Source organism: Prosthecomicrobium pneumaticum, assembly GCF_014199915.1.
GTDB lineage: Bacteria > Pseudomonadota > Alphaproteobacteria > Rhizobiales > Kaistiaceae > Prosthecomicrobium > Prosthecomicrobium pneumaticum.
Genome location: NZ_JACHOO010000002.1, coordinates 21,939 through 36,838, shown reverse-complemented (window position 1 = coordinate 36,838; position 14,900 = coordinate 21,939). Strand labels below are relative to the sequence as shown.

General features: G+C 72.3%; 18 protein-coding genes. 14 read left to right on the top strand and 4 right to left on the bottom strand.

The features are described from left to right. Positions 1-3: 3 nt before the first annotated feature. The 9 genes from GGQ63_RS03835 to GGQ63_RS03795 all read left to right on the top strand — a co-directional run bounded on the left by GGQ63_RS03835 (position 4) and on the right by GGQ63_RS03795 (position 7,730). Positions 4-525 carry a DUF4040 domain-containing protein gene (locus GGQ63_RS03835; RefSeq protein ID WP_183852742.1) on the top strand — a complete coding sequence of 174 codons (522 nt, stop codon included), beginning with the start codon at positions 4-6 and terminating at the stop codon, positions 523-525. Continuing rightward, positions 525-947: a Na(+)/H(+) antiporter subunit B gene (locus GGQ63_RS03830; RefSeq protein ID WP_183852740.1), complete on the top strand. Its 423-nt coding sequence runs from the start codon at positions 525-527 to the stop codon at positions 945-947. The genes GGQ63_RS03835 and GGQ63_RS03830 overlap by 1 nt, the downstream gene beginning before the upstream one ends. Then, positions 944-1,381, top strand: a complete 438-nt coding sequence (locus GGQ63_RS03825) for a cation:proton antiporter subunit C (RefSeq protein WP_183852738.1) — start codon at positions 944-946, stop codon at positions 1,379-1,381. The genes GGQ63_RS03830 and GGQ63_RS03825 overlap by 4 nt, the downstream gene beginning before the upstream one ends. Next, a complete protein-coding gene (locus GGQ63_RS03820) occupies positions 1,378-2,856 on the top strand; it encodes a monovalent cation/H+ antiporter subunit D family protein (RefSeq protein WP_183852736.1) in 1,479 nt (492 codons plus the stop codon). Before GGQ63_RS03825 ends, GGQ63_RS03820 begins: the two co-directional genes overlap by 4 nt. Continuing rightward, positions 2,853-4,310: a proton-conducting transporter transmembrane domain-containing protein gene (locus GGQ63_RS03815; protein ID WP_183852734.1), complete on the top strand. Its 1,458-nt coding sequence runs from the start codon at positions 2,853-2,855 to the stop codon at positions 4,308-4,310. Before GGQ63_RS03820 ends, GGQ63_RS03815 begins: the two co-directional genes overlap by 4 nt. Further along, on the top strand, positions 4,307-4,525 hold the full coding sequence (locus tag GGQ63_RS03810) for a hypothetical protein (protein WP_183852732.1): 219 nt from the start codon (positions 4,307-4,309) through the stop codon (positions 4,523-4,525). Before GGQ63_RS03815 ends, GGQ63_RS03810 begins: the two co-directional genes overlap by 4 nt. Beyond that, complete coding sequence (locus GGQ63_RS03805; RefSeq protein ID WP_183852730.1) at positions 4,518-6,188, top strand: proton-conducting transporter transmembrane domain-containing protein; 1,671 nt, start codon at positions 4,518-4,520, stop codon at positions 6,186-6,188. The genes GGQ63_RS03810 and GGQ63_RS03805 overlap by 8 nt, the downstream gene beginning before the upstream one ends. Positions 6,189-6,449: 261 nt before the next feature. Continuing rightward, positions 6,450-6,863 carry a Ros/MucR family transcriptional regulator gene (locus tag GGQ63_RS03800; RefSeq protein WP_183852722.1) on the top strand — a complete coding sequence of 138 codons (414 nt, stop codon included), beginning with the start codon at positions 6,450-6,452 and terminating at the stop codon, positions 6,861-6,863. 180 nt (positions 6,864-7,043) lie between these two features. Next, the gene (locus tag GGQ63_RS03795) at positions 7,044-7,730 is read left to right on the top strand and encodes a hypothetical protein (protein WP_183852720.1); all 687 of its coding nucleotides are present in this window, start codon (positions 7,044-7,046) and stop codon (positions 7,728-7,730) included. On the opposite strand, the gene GGQ63_RS03790 is transcribed toward GGQ63_RS03795, so the two are convergent. Continuing rightward, the gene (locus tag GGQ63_RS03790) at positions 7,672-8,070 is read right to left on the bottom strand and encodes a hypothetical protein (protein WP_246429611.1); all 399 of its coding nucleotides are present in this window, start codon (positions 8,068-8,070) and stop codon (positions 7,672-7,674) included. The two genes, GGQ63_RS03795 and GGQ63_RS03790, sit on opposite strands and share 59 nt — an antisense overlap. Positions 8,071-8,344: 274 nt before the next feature. On the opposite strand from GGQ63_RS03790, the gene GGQ63_RS03785 reads away from it, so the two are divergent. Further along, a complete protein-coding gene (locus GGQ63_RS03785; protein WP_246429610.1) occupies positions 8,345-9,028 on the top strand; it encodes a DUF6456 domain-containing protein in 684 nt (227 codons plus the stop codon). Between the two features lie 156 nt (positions 9,029-9,184). Here GGQ63_RS03785 and GGQ63_RS03780 read toward each other — a convergent pair whose 3' ends face one another. Both GGQ63_RS03780 and GGQ63_RS03775 read right to left on the bottom strand, forming a co-directional pair. Beyond that, entirely contained in the window at positions 9,185-9,637 is a 453-nt protein-coding gene (locus GGQ63_RS03780; RefSeq protein WP_246429609.1) for a SufE family protein, read from the bottom strand. Between the two features lie 37 nt (positions 9,638-9,674). Next, positions 9,675-10,043: a DUF5330 domain-containing protein gene (locus GGQ63_RS03775; protein ID WP_183852717.1), complete on the bottom strand. Its 369-nt coding sequence runs from the start codon at positions 10,041-10,043 to the stop codon at positions 9,675-9,677. Between the two features lie 239 nt (positions 10,044-10,282). Here GGQ63_RS03775 and GGQ63_RS03770 point away from each other — a divergent pair, with 239 nt between their 5' ends. The 3 genes from GGQ63_RS03770 to GGQ63_RS03760 are packed head-to-tail and all read left to right on the top strand — an operon-like array spanning position 10,283 to position 13,222. Then, positions 10,283-12,025: an ATP-binding protein gene (locus GGQ63_RS03770; protein WP_183852715.1), complete on the top strand. Its 1,743-nt coding sequence runs from the start codon at positions 10,283-10,285 to the stop codon at positions 12,023-12,025. Further along, complete coding sequence (locus tag GGQ63_RS03765) at positions 12,018-12,839, top strand: peptidoglycan-binding protein (protein WP_183852713.1); 822 nt, start codon at positions 12,018-12,020, stop codon at positions 12,837-12,839. Before GGQ63_RS03770 ends, GGQ63_RS03765 begins: the two co-directional genes overlap by 8 nt. A 35-nt stretch (positions 12,840-12,874) precedes the next feature. Beyond that, the gene (locus GGQ63_RS03760) at positions 12,875-13,222 is read left to right on the top strand and encodes a DUF1491 family protein (protein WP_183852711.1); all 348 of its coding nucleotides are present in this window, start codon (positions 12,875-12,877) and stop codon (positions 13,220-13,222) included. On the opposite strand, the gene GGQ63_RS03755 is transcribed toward GGQ63_RS03760, so the two are convergent. Then, positions 13,223-14,509: a DUF2336 domain-containing protein gene (locus GGQ63_RS03755; protein ID WP_183852709.1), complete on the bottom strand. Its 1,287-nt coding sequence runs from the start codon at positions 14,507-14,509 to the stop codon at positions 13,223-13,225. It abuts the gene before it with no gap. Between the two features lie 191 nt (positions 14,510-14,700). Here GGQ63_RS03755 and GGQ63_RS03750 point away from each other — a divergent pair, with 191 nt between their 5' ends. Then, entirely contained in the window at positions 14,701-14,892 is a 192-nt protein-coding gene (locus GGQ63_RS03750; protein ID WP_183852707.1) for a hypothetical protein, read from the top strand. Positions 14,893-14,900 lie beyond the last annotated feature (8 nt).

Genomic DNA, 14,900 nt, shown 5'->3' with positions numbered 1-14,900 from the left:
GGCATGGAATCGATCGTCATCCTCGTCCTCCTGACGCTCCTCGCCGCCGTCCTCGTCGCTGTGGTGCGGACCCGCAGCCTGTTCGCCGCCGTCGTCCTCCTCTCCGCCTTCTCCTTCCTGATGGCGAGCGTCATGCTGGTGCTCGACGCGGTCGATGTGGCGATGACCGAGGCGGCGGTCGGCGCCGGCATCTCGGCCGTGCTGTTCCTCTCCGCCCTCCATCTGACGAAGACCACCGAGGCGCCGCCCCGCCGCAGCGCGCTGCTGCCGCTCGCCGTCGCCGGCATCACCGGCGCGGCGCTGCTCTTCGGCGTCTCCGACCTGCCGCCCTTCGGCATCGCCGAGACGCCGATGCACCGCGCTGGGCCGGACTACATAGCCCGCGTGCCGGCCGAGACCGGCATTCCCAACGTCGTCACCGCCGTGCTCGGCTCCTATCGCGGCTTCGATACGCTCGGCGAGACGGTGGTCGTCTTCGCCGGGGCGCTCGCCGTGCTCGCGCTCCTCAAGCGGAGGGGCGGCTGATGCGGCTCGACATCGTGCTGCGTGTCGCGGCGAAGCTCATCCTGCCGTTGATGCTCGTCTTCGCGCTCTATGTGCAGTTCCACGGCGATTACGGCCCCGGCGGCGGCTTCCAGGCCGGGGCGATCGCGGCCGGCGCGGTCATCCTCTACGGTCTGGTCTACGGCCTTTCGGCGGCGCAGCGCCTCGTGCCGGTCGCCGCCGTCGAGACCATGGTGCCGCTCGGCGTGCTCGTCTTCGCCGCCGTCGGCGTTGCCGGCCTGCTGCTCGGCGACAACTATCTCGACTACGACAAGCTCGCGCACGATGCGGTGCACGGCCAGGAATGGGGCGTTTTCCTCGTCGAGGCCGGTGTCTTCATCACCGTGTTCTCGACCATGCTCGCGATCTTCTATGCCTTTGCCGGCCGGGGGATCAAGGAATGACTGATCTCCTTGCCCGGCTCGGCAACATCGCCGGCCATTACAATCTGTACATCGCCATTCTTCTGATGGTCGCCGGGCTCTATGTGGTGATCGCCCGCGGCAACATGGTGAAGAAGCTGATCGGCCTGTCGCTCTTCCAGAGCTCGGTCTATCTGCTCTATCTGACGCCCGGAAAGATCCTCGGCGGCACGGCGCCGGTCGTCGATCCGCGCTTCGCGATCTATTCCAACCCGCTGCCGCACGTCCTGATCCTGACGGCGATCGTCGTCGGCATCGCGACGCTCGCGGTCGGTCTCGCCCTCGTGGTGCGCATCAACGAGGCCTATGGCTCGATCGAGGAGGACGAGATCTTCGCGCGCGACGAAGCGACCGTGAAGCGCGAGGACCGTGCGGCGTCCCGTCCGCCCCGCCGGGCGGGGAAGGGCGCCCGATGAGGGAGCACGCCCCCGTCCTGATGGTGGTGGTGCCGCTCTTCGGCGCCGTGCTCGCCGCGCTCGTGCGGCGCCCCGGCCCGGCCTTCGCGGTCGCGCTCGCCTGCGGGTTCGCCGTCGCGGCGCTCGCCATCGATCTCGCCGTCGCCGTCTCGGCGGGCGGGCCGATCTCCTACCGGCTCGGCGGCTGGGCGCCCGATGTCGGCATCGAATATCGCGTCGATGCGCTCAACGTGCCGATCCTGCTGCTCCTCGGCGTCACCGCGGCGGTCGCCACCGTCTATGCGCGCCGTTCGGTGGCGAGCGAGCTGCCCGTCGGCCGGGTCGCCTGGTTCTACGCGCTCTATCTGCTCTGCCTCACCGGCCTGATCGGCATCGCGCTCACCAACGACGCCTTCAATGCCTTCGTCTTCCTCGAGATTTCATCGCTCGCCACCTATGCGATGATCGCGCTCGGGCGCGACAGGCGGGCGCTCGTCGCCGCCTATCAATATCTGATCATCGGCACGATCGGCGCGACCTTCTATGTCATCGGCGTCGGCTTCCTGTTCCTCGCGACCGGCACGCTCAACCTGTCGCTGATCGCCGAGCGGCTCGGCGAGGCGGAAGCGGCGCGCGCCGTCGTCACCGGACTCGCCTTCGTCCTTGTCGGCATCGCGATGAAGGTCGCGCTCTTCCCGCTCCATCTCTGGCTGCCGAACGCCTATGCCTATGCGCCGTCCTTCGCGACCGTTTTCCTCGGCGCGACGGCGACCAAGGTCGCCGTCTACCTGCTCTTCCGCTACGTCTTCTCGGTGTTCGGGGCGGCTTTCGTCTTCGAAGCGCTGCCGACCGGGGCGCTGTTGATCGCGCTGTCGCTCGCCGCCGCCTTCGGCGCCTCGACGGTGGCGATCTTCCAGAGCGACGTGAAGCGCCTGCTCGCCTATTCTTCCGTCGGCCAGATCGGCTATGCGACGCTCGGCCTCGCGCTCGGCAATGCCGCCGGGCTGACCGGCGGCCTCGTCCATCTCTTGAACCACGCGATGATGAAGGGGGCGGCCTTCATGGCCGTCGGCGCCGTCGTGTTCCGGCTCGGCACCTGCCGGCTCGAGGCCTTCGCCGGGCTCGGCCGGGCGATGCCGGCGACCATGGCGGCCCTGACGGTCGCCGGGCTCGGCCTGATCGGCGTGCCGGGCACGGCGGGGTTCGTCAGCAAATGGTATCTGATCAAGGGCGCGCTCGAAGCGGGCATGCCCTGGCTCGCGCTCCTCATCGTCGCGAGTTCGATCCTCGCGCTTCTCTATGTCGGCCGGCTCGTCGAACTGATCTGGCTGCGGCCGCGCCCGGCCGATGCGGCGCCGGTCGCCGAGGCGCCGCTCGAACTCCTCCTGCCGACCCTCGCGCTCGCCGCGGCGACGATCTGGTTCGGCCTCGACACGCGCTTCACCGCCGGCCTCGCGCAGGCCGCGACGGTCGGCCTGTTCGGGGGCGCGCGATGAGCGGCCCCGTCCTTCTCCTCGCCGCGCTGCTCGTCCCGGCGACGACGGCGCTCGGCGTCGCGCTCTTCGCGGCGCGGCCGAACCTGCGCGAGGCGGTGACGCTCCTCGGCGCCGCGACGCTCTTCCTCGTCACGGTTCTCATCGCCCGCGACGTCTTTTCGGGTGGCCGGCCTGAACTCGTGCTCGCCGAACCGTTCCCGGGCGTCGCTCTGGCGCTCGCGGTCGAGCCGCTCGGCATGCTCTTCGCGCTCGTCGCCTCGACGCTCTGGATCGCCAATTCGGTCTATTCGATCGGCTACATGCGCGGCAATGACGAGAAGCGGCAGACGGGCTTCTATGTCTGCTTCGCGATCGCGCTCTTCGCGACGATGGGCCTCGCCTATTCGAAGAACCTCCTGACCCTCTTCCTTTTTTACGAGCTCCTGACCTTCTCGACCTATCCGCTCGTCACCCACAAGCGGGACCAGAAGGCGATCGCCGCCGGCCGGGTCTATCTGCTGATCCTCGTTTCGGCCTCGATGCTCTTCCTGCTGCCGGCGATCCTCCTGACCGGGCTCGCGGCGGGCACGTTCGACTTCCGTCCCGGCGGCATCCTCGCCGACCGGATCGCTCCCTGGATGGCGCCGGTCCTGCTCGGCTTCTTCGTCTTCGGCGCGGCGAAGGCGGCGGTGATGCCGCTGCACCGCTGGCTGCCGGCGGCGATGGTGGCGCCGACACCCGTCTCGGCGCTGCTGCACGCCGTCGCGGTCGTCAAGGCGGGTGTGTTCGTCGTCTTGAAGGTGGTGCTCGACGTTTTCGGCCTCGATTACCTCGAGGCGACGGGCGCGGCCGACTGGCTGGTCTTCGTCGCCGCCTTCACCGTCGTCGCGGCCTCCGTGGTGGCGCTCTTCCAGGACGATCTGAAGCGCCGGCTCGCCTATTCGACGATCGGCCAGCTCGGCTATGTCGTGCTCGCGGCCGCGCTCGCGACGCCGGCGAGCACGCTCGGCGGTGCGCTCCACATCGCCGCGCACGGGGTGTCGAAGATCACCCTCTTCTTCGCTGCCGGCGCGATCTATACCGCGGCGCATCGGACCAAGGTCAGCCAGCTCGACGGCATCGGCCGGCGCATGCCGGTGACGATGGCGGCCTTCACGCTCGGTGTGCTGTCGATGATCGGCCTGCCGCCGACGATCGGCTTCGCGAGCAAATGGTTCATGATCGGCGGCGCTGTGTCCGCCGGCTCGGCGGTCGCGGTGGCGGCGATCGTCGCCTCGACCGTGCTCAACGCGCTCTATCTGCTGCCGATCGTCTGGCGCGCCTATGCGAGGCCCGCGACCGGGCCCGAGCACGGCGAGGCGCCCTGGCCGGCCGTCGCCGCGCTCGCCGCGACCGGGATCGGCACGGTGCTCCTCTTCCTCTTCCCCGCCGTGCCCTACGAACTCGCCCGCATGGCCGTGGAGGCCCGCCCATGATCCCCGCCATTCTTCGCCGCGCGGTTCTCGTGCTCGCGGCCGTCGTCGCTCTTCTCCTCGGGGCCGATTTCCTCGTCGCGCACCATCCCTATTTCGGCATCGACGGCCTGCCGGGCTTTGCTCTGGCATTCGGCGGGCTCGCGGCGCTCGCCACCTTGGCGCTCGGTGCCGCGGCGGGGCGGCTCATCGCCCGCGGAGCGTTCGACGATGATTGAGGCCGTCAGCCCGGCTCTTCCGCTCCTTCTCGGCGCGGCGCTCGCGGTGCTGCTGCGCGGCCGCGCGCGCGACGCGGTCTCCGTCGCCGCGGCGGTCGCGGCGCTGGGGCTGGTGCTCCTGCTGCCGGACCGGGAGGGCGGGCGAATCGGCTGGCTCGGTTTCCGCCTCGTCACCGTCGCCGTCGATCCGGCGGCGCGGCTGTTCGGCGCCGCTTTCGCCATCGCCGCACTCGCCGGCATCGTCCATGCGCTCGCGCAGCGCAACCCGCTCGAGCGCGCCGCCGCGCTCCTCTATGCCGGCGCGGCGCTCGGCATCGTCTTTGCGGGCGATCTCGTCACCTTCACGATCTTCTTCGAACTGCTCGCGGTCGGCTCGACGCTCGTCGTCTGGTCGGGCGGCCGGCGCGCCGCGGCGCTTCGCTATGCGGCGGTGCACGCCTTCGCCGGCGCGCTGCTGATCGCCGGCGCCGCGGCGGCGAGCGCGGGCGGGGTGACGACGTTCGCCGCCGTCGCCGAGGCCGGCCCGCTCGCCCGCGGGCTGCTGCTCGCCGGGCTCCTCGTCAATGCCGGCGCCTTCCCGTTCTCGTTCTGGGTGGCGGACGCCTATCCGAAGGCGAGCTGGTCCGGCGCGGTCTTTCTCTCCGCCTTCACCACCAAGGCGGCGGTCTATGGGCTCATCCGCCTGTTCCCGGGCGAATCGGCGCTCGTCGTCTTCGGCGCGGCGACGGTCGTCTATGGCGCGATCTACGCGCTCAACACGCGCGATCTGCGCGCGCTGCTCTCCTATTCGATCGTCGGCCAGGTCGGCATCATGCTGATGGCCGTCGGCACCGGCTCGGCGCTCGCGCTCGCCGCCGCGGCGCTGCACGCCTTCGCCCATGTCGTCTACAAGGCGATGATGATGATGGCGGCCGGCGGCCTCGTCGACGCGCAGGGCCGCACGCCGCTCGGCGCGATCGGCCCCTTCCGGCGATCGATGCCGGTGACCGCGCTCGTCCTCGCGATCGGGGCGCTCGCGCTCTCCGGCCTGCCGCTCACCGCCGGCTTCGTCTCGAAATCGGCGCTCTCCGCCGCGCTCGGCAAGGAAGGGGCGGCCTTCGCCTGGTTCCTGCTGACGGCGAGTTCGGCGGCAACCTTCCTCTATGCCGTCTGCCGCCCGCTCCTTCTGATCGAGACGGGGGCCGCGGCGCGCCCCTTGGCCGATCCGTCCCCGTCCCGGCTCGCGCCGATGGTGCTCCTCGCGGCCCTGACGCTGGCGATCGGCTTCGTGCCCGCGGCGTTGCTCGGCCGTATCCCCGGCACCGGCGCCATCGCCGTTCTGACGCCCGATCACATCGTCTTCCAGCTCGCCGTGCTCGCCGCGGCCGCGCTCGTTCTTCTCCTCGCGCGGGCGGTGATCCTGCCCGGCGCGGCGACGCTGCACGACATCGATTCGCTGTGGCGCACACCGCTCTGGCGTGTCGTCGCGCGGTGGCTCGGCCGGCCGGTCGCGACCTATGGCCGCGCCCGCGCCGGTGTCGTCGCGGTCTTGCGCAACGCGCTCGCCGGGCTCGAACGGCAACACGGCCCGCAGGGCGCGCTCGGGCGCAACTGGCCGACCGGCAGCATGGCGCTCTCGGCCGCTATTCTTCTCGGCGCGACCTTGCTTCTCGCCTATATCTGAAGCGCCACGCGCGATCGGCTGTTCGAAGGTCAGACGAAAGCGGCGCGAACTGGAAGAAATCCATACAATCGGTCGTTCGCGAATACGGCTTGTCTTTCTCAGATCATGCTCCTATAGGAGACCCAAGTAACGAAGCACTGCCGGCCGGGCAGCAGATCGAGACCGGTCTCGACCCGCCGATATGGGGGAAGTTGATCTCTGCGCCGTTCCGGCGTTTCGACGTTCCCCATCGTGAACCTGAGGTAGAACCAAGGAAGCGCCATGACCGACAAGGTGGCAGGTACCGACCTGATCGATCTCGCGGCCGATATCGTTTCGGCCTATGTCAGCAACAATTCGATCTCTGCGGCCGAATTGCCCGGCCTCATCGCCGAGGTCTATCAGGCGCTGAACCGCACCAATTCCGGCGTGGTCCAGCCCGAGCCGGAGCCGCTGAAGCCGGCCGTCAACCCGAAGAAATCCGTCTTTCCGGACTACATCATCTGCCTCGAGGACGGGAAGAAGTTCAAGTCGCTGAAGCGCCATCTGCGCACCCATTACGACCTCTCGCCGGAAGATTACCGCGAGAAGTGGGGCCTGCCGGCCGATTATCCGATGGTCGCGCCGAACTATGCCCAGGCGCGCTCGGAGCTCGCCAAGAAGATGGGCCTCGGCCAGCAGCGCAAGCGCCGCTGAGGCCGCGTCGATCGCGACGTTTGAAGAGGCCGGGCTCGTCCCGGCCTTTTTCATGCCTGTTTGTCGGCGCATGGAGCGGCCTCGCTGGCCCTTTGCCGATCGGCTCTGCTAGTTTGTCGCCCGCGCCGGGCGGACGGCGCGCAGAGCGGACCATGGGGCTCGATATCGGGGGATGACCGGGTGCAGCGGCTGATTTTGGTTCTGATGGCTTGGCTCGCGGTGTCTGCAGGGCAGGCCGCTGCACAGGGCGCCGCTCCTCCGCCGCCCTCCCTGCCGGCTGCGCTGGCGCTCGTCCGCTCGACGTTGATCGCCGTCGACCAGGCCAATCTGACGGATGACTACAGCGTGCTGCGCATGCTCGGCACGCCGGCCTTCGTCCAGAGCAACTCCGCCGATTTTCTCTCCCAGGCCTTCCGTCCCTGGCGGCAGCCCGGCCGGGATTTCGGCTTCGTCGCCGTCGCAGAGCCGCGCCTGCAGTCGGCGCCCGCCATCGACGAGCGCGGCATATTGCGGCTCGTCGGACGGGTGCCGACGCCGAATTTCGATCTCGCCTTCGATCTCGCCTACCAGTTCGTGGAGGGCCGCTGGCGTGTCGCCGGCATCCTGATTCGGCCGGAACGGCCGCAGGTCGACGCCTTCAGCCTCGACAGCCTCGGCGAGGTTGCGCCGCCGGCCCCGCGGACGGCCGAGGCCGCCCCGGCCGACACGCCGCCGCTGCCGCGGCGGCATGGCGAGGCGTCGCTCCTTGCCCGCGCGCCCGGCGGTGCGATCCCCGAAGACGCCAGTGCGGCGGCCGACGGGGCGCCGATCAACGCGCCGTCCCGGCGGGCGGAGGCGATCCCGCCCTTGCCCCCGCCACGCCCCTGAGCCCGCCGAGCCGCGCCCGTTCGGCCAGATAGGCCTGGTGCAGCGCGATGTGGCGGTTGAGGTCGTAGGTCCAGTGCCCCGCCCGGCCGCGATTGCGCTCGGCCCGCAGGGCGCGGGCGAGCCGGGCGACGATGCGCCGGTCCGCCTCCGGACCCTGTTCGGCGAGTTCGCGCGGCCCGATCGGGAGCAGCCGCGGCAAGGTCTTCTCACGACAATAGGCCATTCTCCCCGCGGCCAGCGTCGTGCCGAGCGCAGCCTCGGCCCGCTGCCGCCAGCCGATTCGCGCCGCCGCATCCCCCGTCACATCCTCCCGCCGCGCCGTCGCCATTCCGTCCGTCATCGCTGAACCTCCCGTTCGGCCGCCGGACGACGCAATCGCCGATTGCTCCGCCGGCAAGACCCGTGTTAGGAAAATAATCCTAGATCGAAGGGAGCCCGGAATGGAAGAAAAGAATCGTCCCGCCGTATCTCCTCGTCGCGGGGCCGGGGCCGCGCGCTCGGCGGCCGTTGGACGTCCGGCCCTGCGGCTGCTCCGTCGTCTCGGTGCCGCCGGTGCCCGTCTCCTCGAAGGGCCGGATGGCGGCTGGCGGCTCGTCGCCGCGGGGGAGGAGGGGATGGCGGACCCGGCCGCCGTCGCCCGGCTGCGGAGCGCCGGCCTCGTCGCGCCGATGGAGGAGGGCGGCCTGGCGCTCTCCTCCGCGGGTGCGTCGGCCTTGCGGCGTGCGCTCGCGGGCGGCGATTTCGCCGCGCAGCACCGCGACACACGCGTGCTGCCGCTCGACGAGGGGGCCGGCGTGCGGCCGGTCCTCGTCAATGTCGCCGAGAGCCCGATCGCCTGGTTGCGCAGCCGCAGCGACAAGGCCGGCAAGCCGCTGATCGACGAGGCGGCCTTCGCCGCCGGCGAGCGACTGAGGGCCGATTTCACCCGCGGCCAGATGATGCCGCGGGTGACGGCGAACTGGGGCGCGACCGTTGCGCAAGGGCGACGTTCGGGTGATTCGGGCGGCATGGCCGACATCGCCGATGCCGCGCTGGCCGCCCGGTTGCGCGTCGATCGGGCGCTCGCCGCGGTCGGCCCGGAGCTCGCCGGCGTGCTCCTCGACGTCTGCTGCTTCCTGCGCGGGATCGAGGAGGTCGAACTGACGCAGGACTGGCCGCGCCGCTCGGGCAAGCTCGTCCTGCGTCTGGCGCTCGCCGCACTCGCCCGCCACTACGGTCTCGCAGCGACGGCCCGCGGCGGTGCGGGCGCGCCAATCCGTCACTGGGGCGCCGAGGATTACCGCCCCAGGGCCGATTGAGCCGAAGGCCCGCGCCCCCGGCTCCTGAGGGCGGGCGAGGGTGGCTCTCCCCGCGCGGCAAACGAAGAGAAGACCCTCACCCCTGCCCTCTCCCGCGGGGCGGGAGAGGGGGCTTCCGCATCCCCGGGGCTTGCAGTCGCCGGCGTGCCTCGCCCGTTAGCCGGCCGCGAGCGCCGCGCGCGCTGTGGTCTTGATGCGGTCGACCATGGAGCGCAGTCCGTTCGAGCGCTGGGCGGTCAGGTGTTCGCGCAGGTTCATCCGCGAAAACACCGCCTCGGCATCGGTGTCGAGGATCGAGCGCGCGCTGCGGCCGGAGAAGAGGGCGAGCACAATGGCGACGAGACCGCGCACGATCAGCGCGTCGCTGTCGCCGATGAAATCGAGATGCGGACCGTCGGGACCAGGCACGACCGTCGGCACCAGCCAGACCTGGCTGGCGCAGCCCTGGACCTTGTTCTCCGCATTCCGCGCCGCGGCGGGGAAGTCCGGCAGGCTGCGGCCGAGTTCGATCAGATATTCGATCCGGTCGTCATAGCTCTCGAGGAATTCGAAATCCTCGACCAGACGGTCGATCGGGGCGGGCTGGACGACGGCGCTCATGCCCGCCATATAGCGTCGCGCATCGGGGAAGGGAACCGCGCCCGGATCAGACGTCGCCGCCCGGGCGCCATTGCGGCGTGCGGTCGTCCGGCGTCAGCGTGCCGCGCAGCTCCGTCGGCAGCGGCGCCGCCGATTCGGCCAAGGAGGAGCCGAGCGAGCGAATGAGCAGCCCAGCGCCGTAGCGGGCCTTCTCGCCGAGGGCGGCGAGCGCCGCGCCACCGGTCTTGCAGGCCTCCGGCGCCCGGACGCAGAAGCCGGACAGGTCGGCGATCGTCGCCCGCGCCGCGATCAGCGCCTCGAGCGCGCCGACCCGCGGCGCCTCCGTTCCCCGTTCGGGATCGCCCGGGAGCAGCATCACCACGATCGAAAGCCAGAACACCGCACGCAACAGGAACATCGCACACCTCGCCGTCACCAACACATCCGGCGGACACACTTGTGCAACGCAGCGACTGAAGGAGCGGTTCAGCCGATCGTTCGAATTTGAGCGATCGGCTCGTTCGGGGCACAGGCCGCGGCCTCGGGGGCGCCACACGCCCGCCTTAGCGTTCCCTTAAGCGGGCGGATGCGATCATCGGCACGGTCGCGGGAAGGGGGAATCGCCCCGCCGCACGGGATGGCCAAGGCCGAGAAGCGGGACGGGCGAAACCGGTCGTGTTGCGTTTGACGGAAATCCTGGAGCGTCTGTCGCGCCGCCTCGATGGCCTCGTCCACGTCTGCGTGGCCGAGCCCGCGGCCGCCGCCCGTCATCGCGCTTTTCTCGCCGTCCATCTCGGCATCGGTCTCGCCGCTCTCGCCGCCCTGCCGCTCTGGCTCGCCGCCGGCGCTCCGGCGGCGGAGCGGGCGCCCGCGGCGCTCCTCCTTCTGGTCGCCGCGCCGCTCGCCGCCGCGGCGCTCCTCTCGACGACCGGCCGGCTCGACCGGGCGCAGCTCGCCTCCGCCGCAACGCTCGCGCTGTTCACCGTCTGGCTCGCGCGGAACACCGGGGGGCTCGCCTCACCGGCGCTCGTCTGGCTCGTTCTGCTGCCGATACGAGCGGCGCTCGTCGGCTCGCGCCGGGTCGCCGCGCTCGCCGCCGGGATCGGCGCCATCGGTCTTGCCGCGCTCGCGATCGAGGACGTGCTCGCAACCGCTCCTGCCGCGCCGCCCGCTCTGTCGCTGCAGATCGCGCTCGCTGCCGCGGCGTTCGGCCATGCCGGCCTGCTGGCGTTCGGCATCCTCGCCCGCGGGCGCGCCGCGCGCGCCGCCGCGGCCGAGGCCGAGGCGCGCTACCGGCTGATCGCGGAGGGGCTCGAGGACCGGCTCGTCACGCTGCATGCGCGGAACGGGGCGGTGCTCCATGCCTCCTCCGCGGCGCGCACGCTGCTCGGCGTCCCGCCCGCGCAGCTCGCGGAAGCGGGGCTCCTCGCCCATGTCCATGTCGCCGACCGGCCGGCCTTCCTCACCGCGCTCTCGGAGGCCGACCGTACGGGCGACACGGTTCGCGCGGGGGTGCGCCTGCGCACCGCTGCGGGCGACGTCTTCGAGGCGGAGCTCAGCGCCCGTCCGATGCGCGATACGGCGGGCGCGCCGGGCGTCGCCGCGGTGCTGCGGCCGGTGGCGGCGGAGCGGCTGGCGGAGACGGCGCGGGCCGAGACCGAGCGGCGGCTCGCCGCGGCCGAGACCGAGCGGAGCGCCTTCCTCGCGACGCTCGGCCACGAGCTGCGCACCCCGCTCAACGCCATTCTCGGCTTCGCCGAATTGCTCGAGGAGGGTCGGGATGCCTCATCCGCCCGCGCCCGGCAGAGCGATTATGCCGCGCTGATCCGCATTTCGGGAGCGCATCTCCTCGAGATCGTCGACGGCTTCCTCGACTTGGGCCGGCTCGAGGCCGGCGAAACCGAGATCGTTCCGGAACCGGTCGCGCTCACCGCCGTGGTGGAGGCGGCGCGTGCGATGATCGGCCATCAGGCACGGCAGCGCGGCGTGACGCTGCGGCTCGACCTCGCGCCCGGCCTGCCGGAGGTGCACGCCGACCGCGCGGCATGCCGGCGTATCGTCCTCAACCTCCTCTCGAACGCCGTGAAATTCAGCCGGCCCGGCGGCGTCATCCTCGTCTCCGCGGCAGCCGAAGGCGGGCATGTGGTGCTGACGGTCGCAGACCGCGGCATCGGCATCGCCGCCGCGGATCTTCCGCGGCTCGGTGCCCCTTTCGTCCGCCTCGCGCCGACGGGGCCGGACGCGGCGGAGGGCAGCGGCCTCGGCCTCTCGATCGTCAGGCGGCTCGCCGCGCTGATGGGCGGCGCGATGACGATCGACAGCGCGCTCGGCCGCGGCACGACCGTCCGGGTCACCCTGCCGCGCGCCCCCGATGACGGCCGCACCTCCTTCCCCGAGCGGGTCGAACGTCGTGCCTGAGCCCCGCCGCGCCGCAACCGGGCGGCCGGCCCGCCGGCCCGCCACGAAGAGGGAGGAGGAGAGCCCCGGCCTGTTCGGGCGGCTCGCCGGCCTCGTCGCGGCCCATCCGGCCGAGGCGGGCGGCACGCTGATCGCGGTCGTCACGCTCGGCGCGATCATCGGCAACGCCGCCTTCCTGCAGACCAAGCGCCACCCCGATCCCTTCTTCGCGACGCGCGGCGCGGCGGTCTCCGCCGCACCGGCATCAGCCGGGCCGGGGCCGGACGCCTCTGCCGCGACGGCTGGTCGTGCCGCGACGCCGCCGCTGCCCCAGGCGCCGCCGAGCGAGACCGAGAAGGCGCGCGTCGCGGCGATCCAGCGCAGCCTCGCCGCGCTGTCGCTCTATGGCGGTCCGGTCGACGGGCTGACCGGCGGCCGCACCAAGGCGGCGATCGTCGCCTATCAGCGGCGCGAGGGTCTCGCCCCGGATGGCGAACCCACCGAGGCGCTGCTCGAGCGGCTGCGGGCCGCCGTGCCCCCGCCGCCGCAGCCCCGGAGCGCTGCGGAGCCGCCACCGGCCGGTACCGACGCGGCGGCGACCGGCTCGGTGCCCGCGCCGCACCCGGCCCCGCGCGACCGCGGCCGCGTCGTCGCGCTGCAGGCGGCGCTGAACGGCCTCGGCTACGGGCCGCTCGATCTCGACGGCCGCATGGGCGAGGCGACCGCCGAAGCGATCCGCCGCTTCGAACTCGACAACGGCATGCCGATCTCCGGTCTCGTCGACGAGGACCTGATCGCCACCATGATCCGCATCGGCGCGATGAAGCCGCGCTAGCCCGCGCCGGCGCGCGCCTCGGGGAGAGAAGAGCCATGACGCCGCGCGTGACATCGGGCTTCTTCGTCGCTGCGCTGGTGCGCCGCGCCTTCGTCGAGGGCGCCTTTGCCGCGGTGACGCGGCGCGGGTCGGAGGAGGCCGGAGCGATCTTCGTCGTCGTCGACCGGCTCGACGGAACGGCCGATCTCTACGGCCCCGCGGCGCAGACCGCCTTCGGCGACGAGCGGCCGCGCGACCGGCTGTTCCGGGCGATGGAGACGTCCGCCGAGCGGCCGAGGGTCATCGAGCGGCTCGCCGCCGAGACACGCTTCGATCCCGATCTCTGGGTGGTCGAGATCGAGGACCGCGCGGGCCGCGCCTTCCTCGACATCGTTCCGGACTGATCAGGCGGCGCCGCTGCCGCGCTCGCGCCGGGCCGCGGCGCCGCGCTCGGCGGGGCGGGCGGGCGCCGCCGCGCCGCCGCGCACCGGCCGGCCCTCCTCATAGACCGGCTGATGCCGCGCCGGCCGCGGGCCCGAGGGTGCACCTCGCCAGCCGCGCACCAGCGTCTCCGCCGCGCCGGTCTCGAGCCCGGCCTGCCAGTCGGCCAGCCGGAAGAACGCCGACACCGCTTCGCCGATCCGGTCGTTGACGAGGAGAAGCGCCTTGAGCGCCTCGGCGTCGGGCAGGCCGATCGCCTTCAGGAGCACGACGAGCGGCTCGCCGGAAGGGTCGTCGACCATCGCCGTCACCCGTTCGGGCGACAGGCCGAGGCCGGCGGAGAGCGTCTCGATGAGGGCCGCGCGGCGGCGCTGCCGTGCGAGGGCGGGCACGGCCGCCGCCGCGCTCGCAGCGCGGAAGGCGGCTTCGGCACGCGTCCGCGCACCGCTCTCCGTGGGACGGGCGGCCGGGCGCGGCTCGATGGCCGCGCTGTCGCGCCGCAGCAGCGCGTCCGCATCGATCCGGTCGGGCTGCGGCGCCGCGGGGCCGGCCGGATCGGCGGCGGGAGCGACGGCCCCGGGGGCCACCGGTCGGGCGGCGAGCGCGGCGAGCTCGGCGGCGAGGTCCGCCGTCATCGCCCGCACCTGCTCGCGGGAGGAGACCGGTCCGGAAGGCGGCGCAGCGGCCGTCGGGGCGAGCGCCGGGCTCGCCGTGTCGGAGGGCGCCGCAACGCCGGCCGCCGGAGCGGCAGGCGCCGGCTCGGCGGCCTTCGGGAGGGTGGTCTCGGCCATCGGGACGTCCATCGGCGCCTCGGCCGGGGGCACGTCGCGGCCGTCGAGCAGGGCGATCGTCTCGGCGTCGCCGGTCAGCCGGAGCGCCGTCGCGACGTCCGCCGGCAGCCCGGGCCGGCGGGCGATCAGCCGGTAGTGCAGCGGCCCGGCGCCGGCCATCACGGCGAGCAGGTCGAAGGAGGAGAGCACCGCCGAATGGAGGAGCACCGGCGTCGCCACCTCGATCAGATCCCTGCCGAGCAGGCGCAGCACGGCCGGCGGCGCGTCGATGCAGTCCGCCAGCCGGTCGGCGACATAGGCCCGGTCGCGCGCGCTCACCTTGGGCAGGAAGTGCAGCGCCATCTCGGCGAAGCGCCGCTGTTCGTCGAGATCGTGCGCCGCCTGCTGGACGTAGAGATCGGTCGCCGCCCGCAGGAGCGCCGCATCGCGGTGTTCACCGGTGGAGAGGGCGAGGGCCACTATTCCGTCCGAAAGGTGGGGAGGCGACATGGAAACGCGGCACCCGTACTCGAAACACGCGGGGCGCCATCATGCGGTCACGATCGTTAGCGGACTGTTAACCTTGTGCCGCGGTAATGGGTTTCGTGGAAGCTGAGAGCGTCCGCCCGGCATGGGCGTCGATCCGGCCGGCGGGCCTCGCTGGAGGTCCCATGAGCGATGTGCTGACCGAGAATGTCGTGGCCTTCGTCCCCGGCCGGCGGCCCGTGCGGAGCGGCCGTGCCGGTCGCGGCCCTTGCGAGATCGTGATTTTTCCGGGCGTGCGGGTCGAGCGCGCGGGGGGCGTCCTGCCGCCGCGCGGCGCGGCGCCGGGCGCCAAGCCCGCGGGCGGCCGGCTCGTCTGAGCGGCGTC

Coding starts and splice junctions, on each gene's coding strand:
- GGQ63_RS03835 (WP_183852742.1), top strand. CDS start 4: ATGGAATCGATCGTCATCCTCGTCCTCCTGACGCTCCTCGCCGCCGTC.
- GGQ63_RS03830 (WP_183852740.1), top strand. CDS start 525: ATGCGGCTCGACATCGTGCTGCGTGTCGCGGCGAAGCTCATCCTGCCG.
- GGQ63_RS03825 (WP_183852738.1), top strand. CDS start 944: ATGACTGATCTCCTTGCCCGGCTCGGCAACATCGCCGGCCATTACAAT.
- GGQ63_RS03820 (WP_183852736.1), top strand. CDS start 1,378: ATGAGGGAGCACGCCCCCGTCCTGATGGTGGTGGTGCCGCTCTTCGGC.
- GGQ63_RS03815 (WP_183852734.1), top strand. CDS start 2,853: ATGAGCGGCCCCGTCCTTCTCCTCGCCGCGCTGCTCGTCCCGGCGACG.
- GGQ63_RS03810 (WP_183852732.1), top strand. CDS start 4,307: ATGATCCCCGCCATTCTTCGCCGCGCGGTTCTCGTGCTCGCGGCCGTC.
- GGQ63_RS03805 (WP_183852730.1), top strand. CDS start 4,518: ATGATTGAGGCCGTCAGCCCGGCTCTTCCGCTCCTTCTCGGCGCGGCG.
- GGQ63_RS03800 (WP_183852722.1), top strand. CDS start 6,450: ATGACCGACAAGGTGGCAGGTACCGACCTGATCGATCTCGCGGCCGAT.
- GGQ63_RS03790 (WP_246429611.1), bottom strand. CDS start 8,070: ATGACGGACGGAATGGCGACGGCGCGGCGGGAGGATGTGACGGGGGAT.
- GGQ63_RS03785 (WP_246429610.1), top strand. CDS start 8,345: ATGGCGGACCCGGCCGCCGTCGCCCGGCTGCGGAGCGCCGGCCTCGTC.
- GGQ63_RS03780 (WP_246429609.1), bottom strand. CDS start 9,637: ATGGCGGGCATGAGCGCCGTCGTCCAGCCCGCCCCGATCGACCGTCTG.
- GGQ63_RS03760 (WP_183852711.1), top strand. CDS start 12,875: ATGACGCCGCGCGTGACATCGGGCTTCTTCGTCGCTGCGCTGGTGCGC.
- GGQ63_RS03750 (WP_183852707.1), top strand. CDS start 14,701: ATGAGCGATGTGCTGACCGAGAATGTCGTGGCCTTCGTCCCCGGCCGG.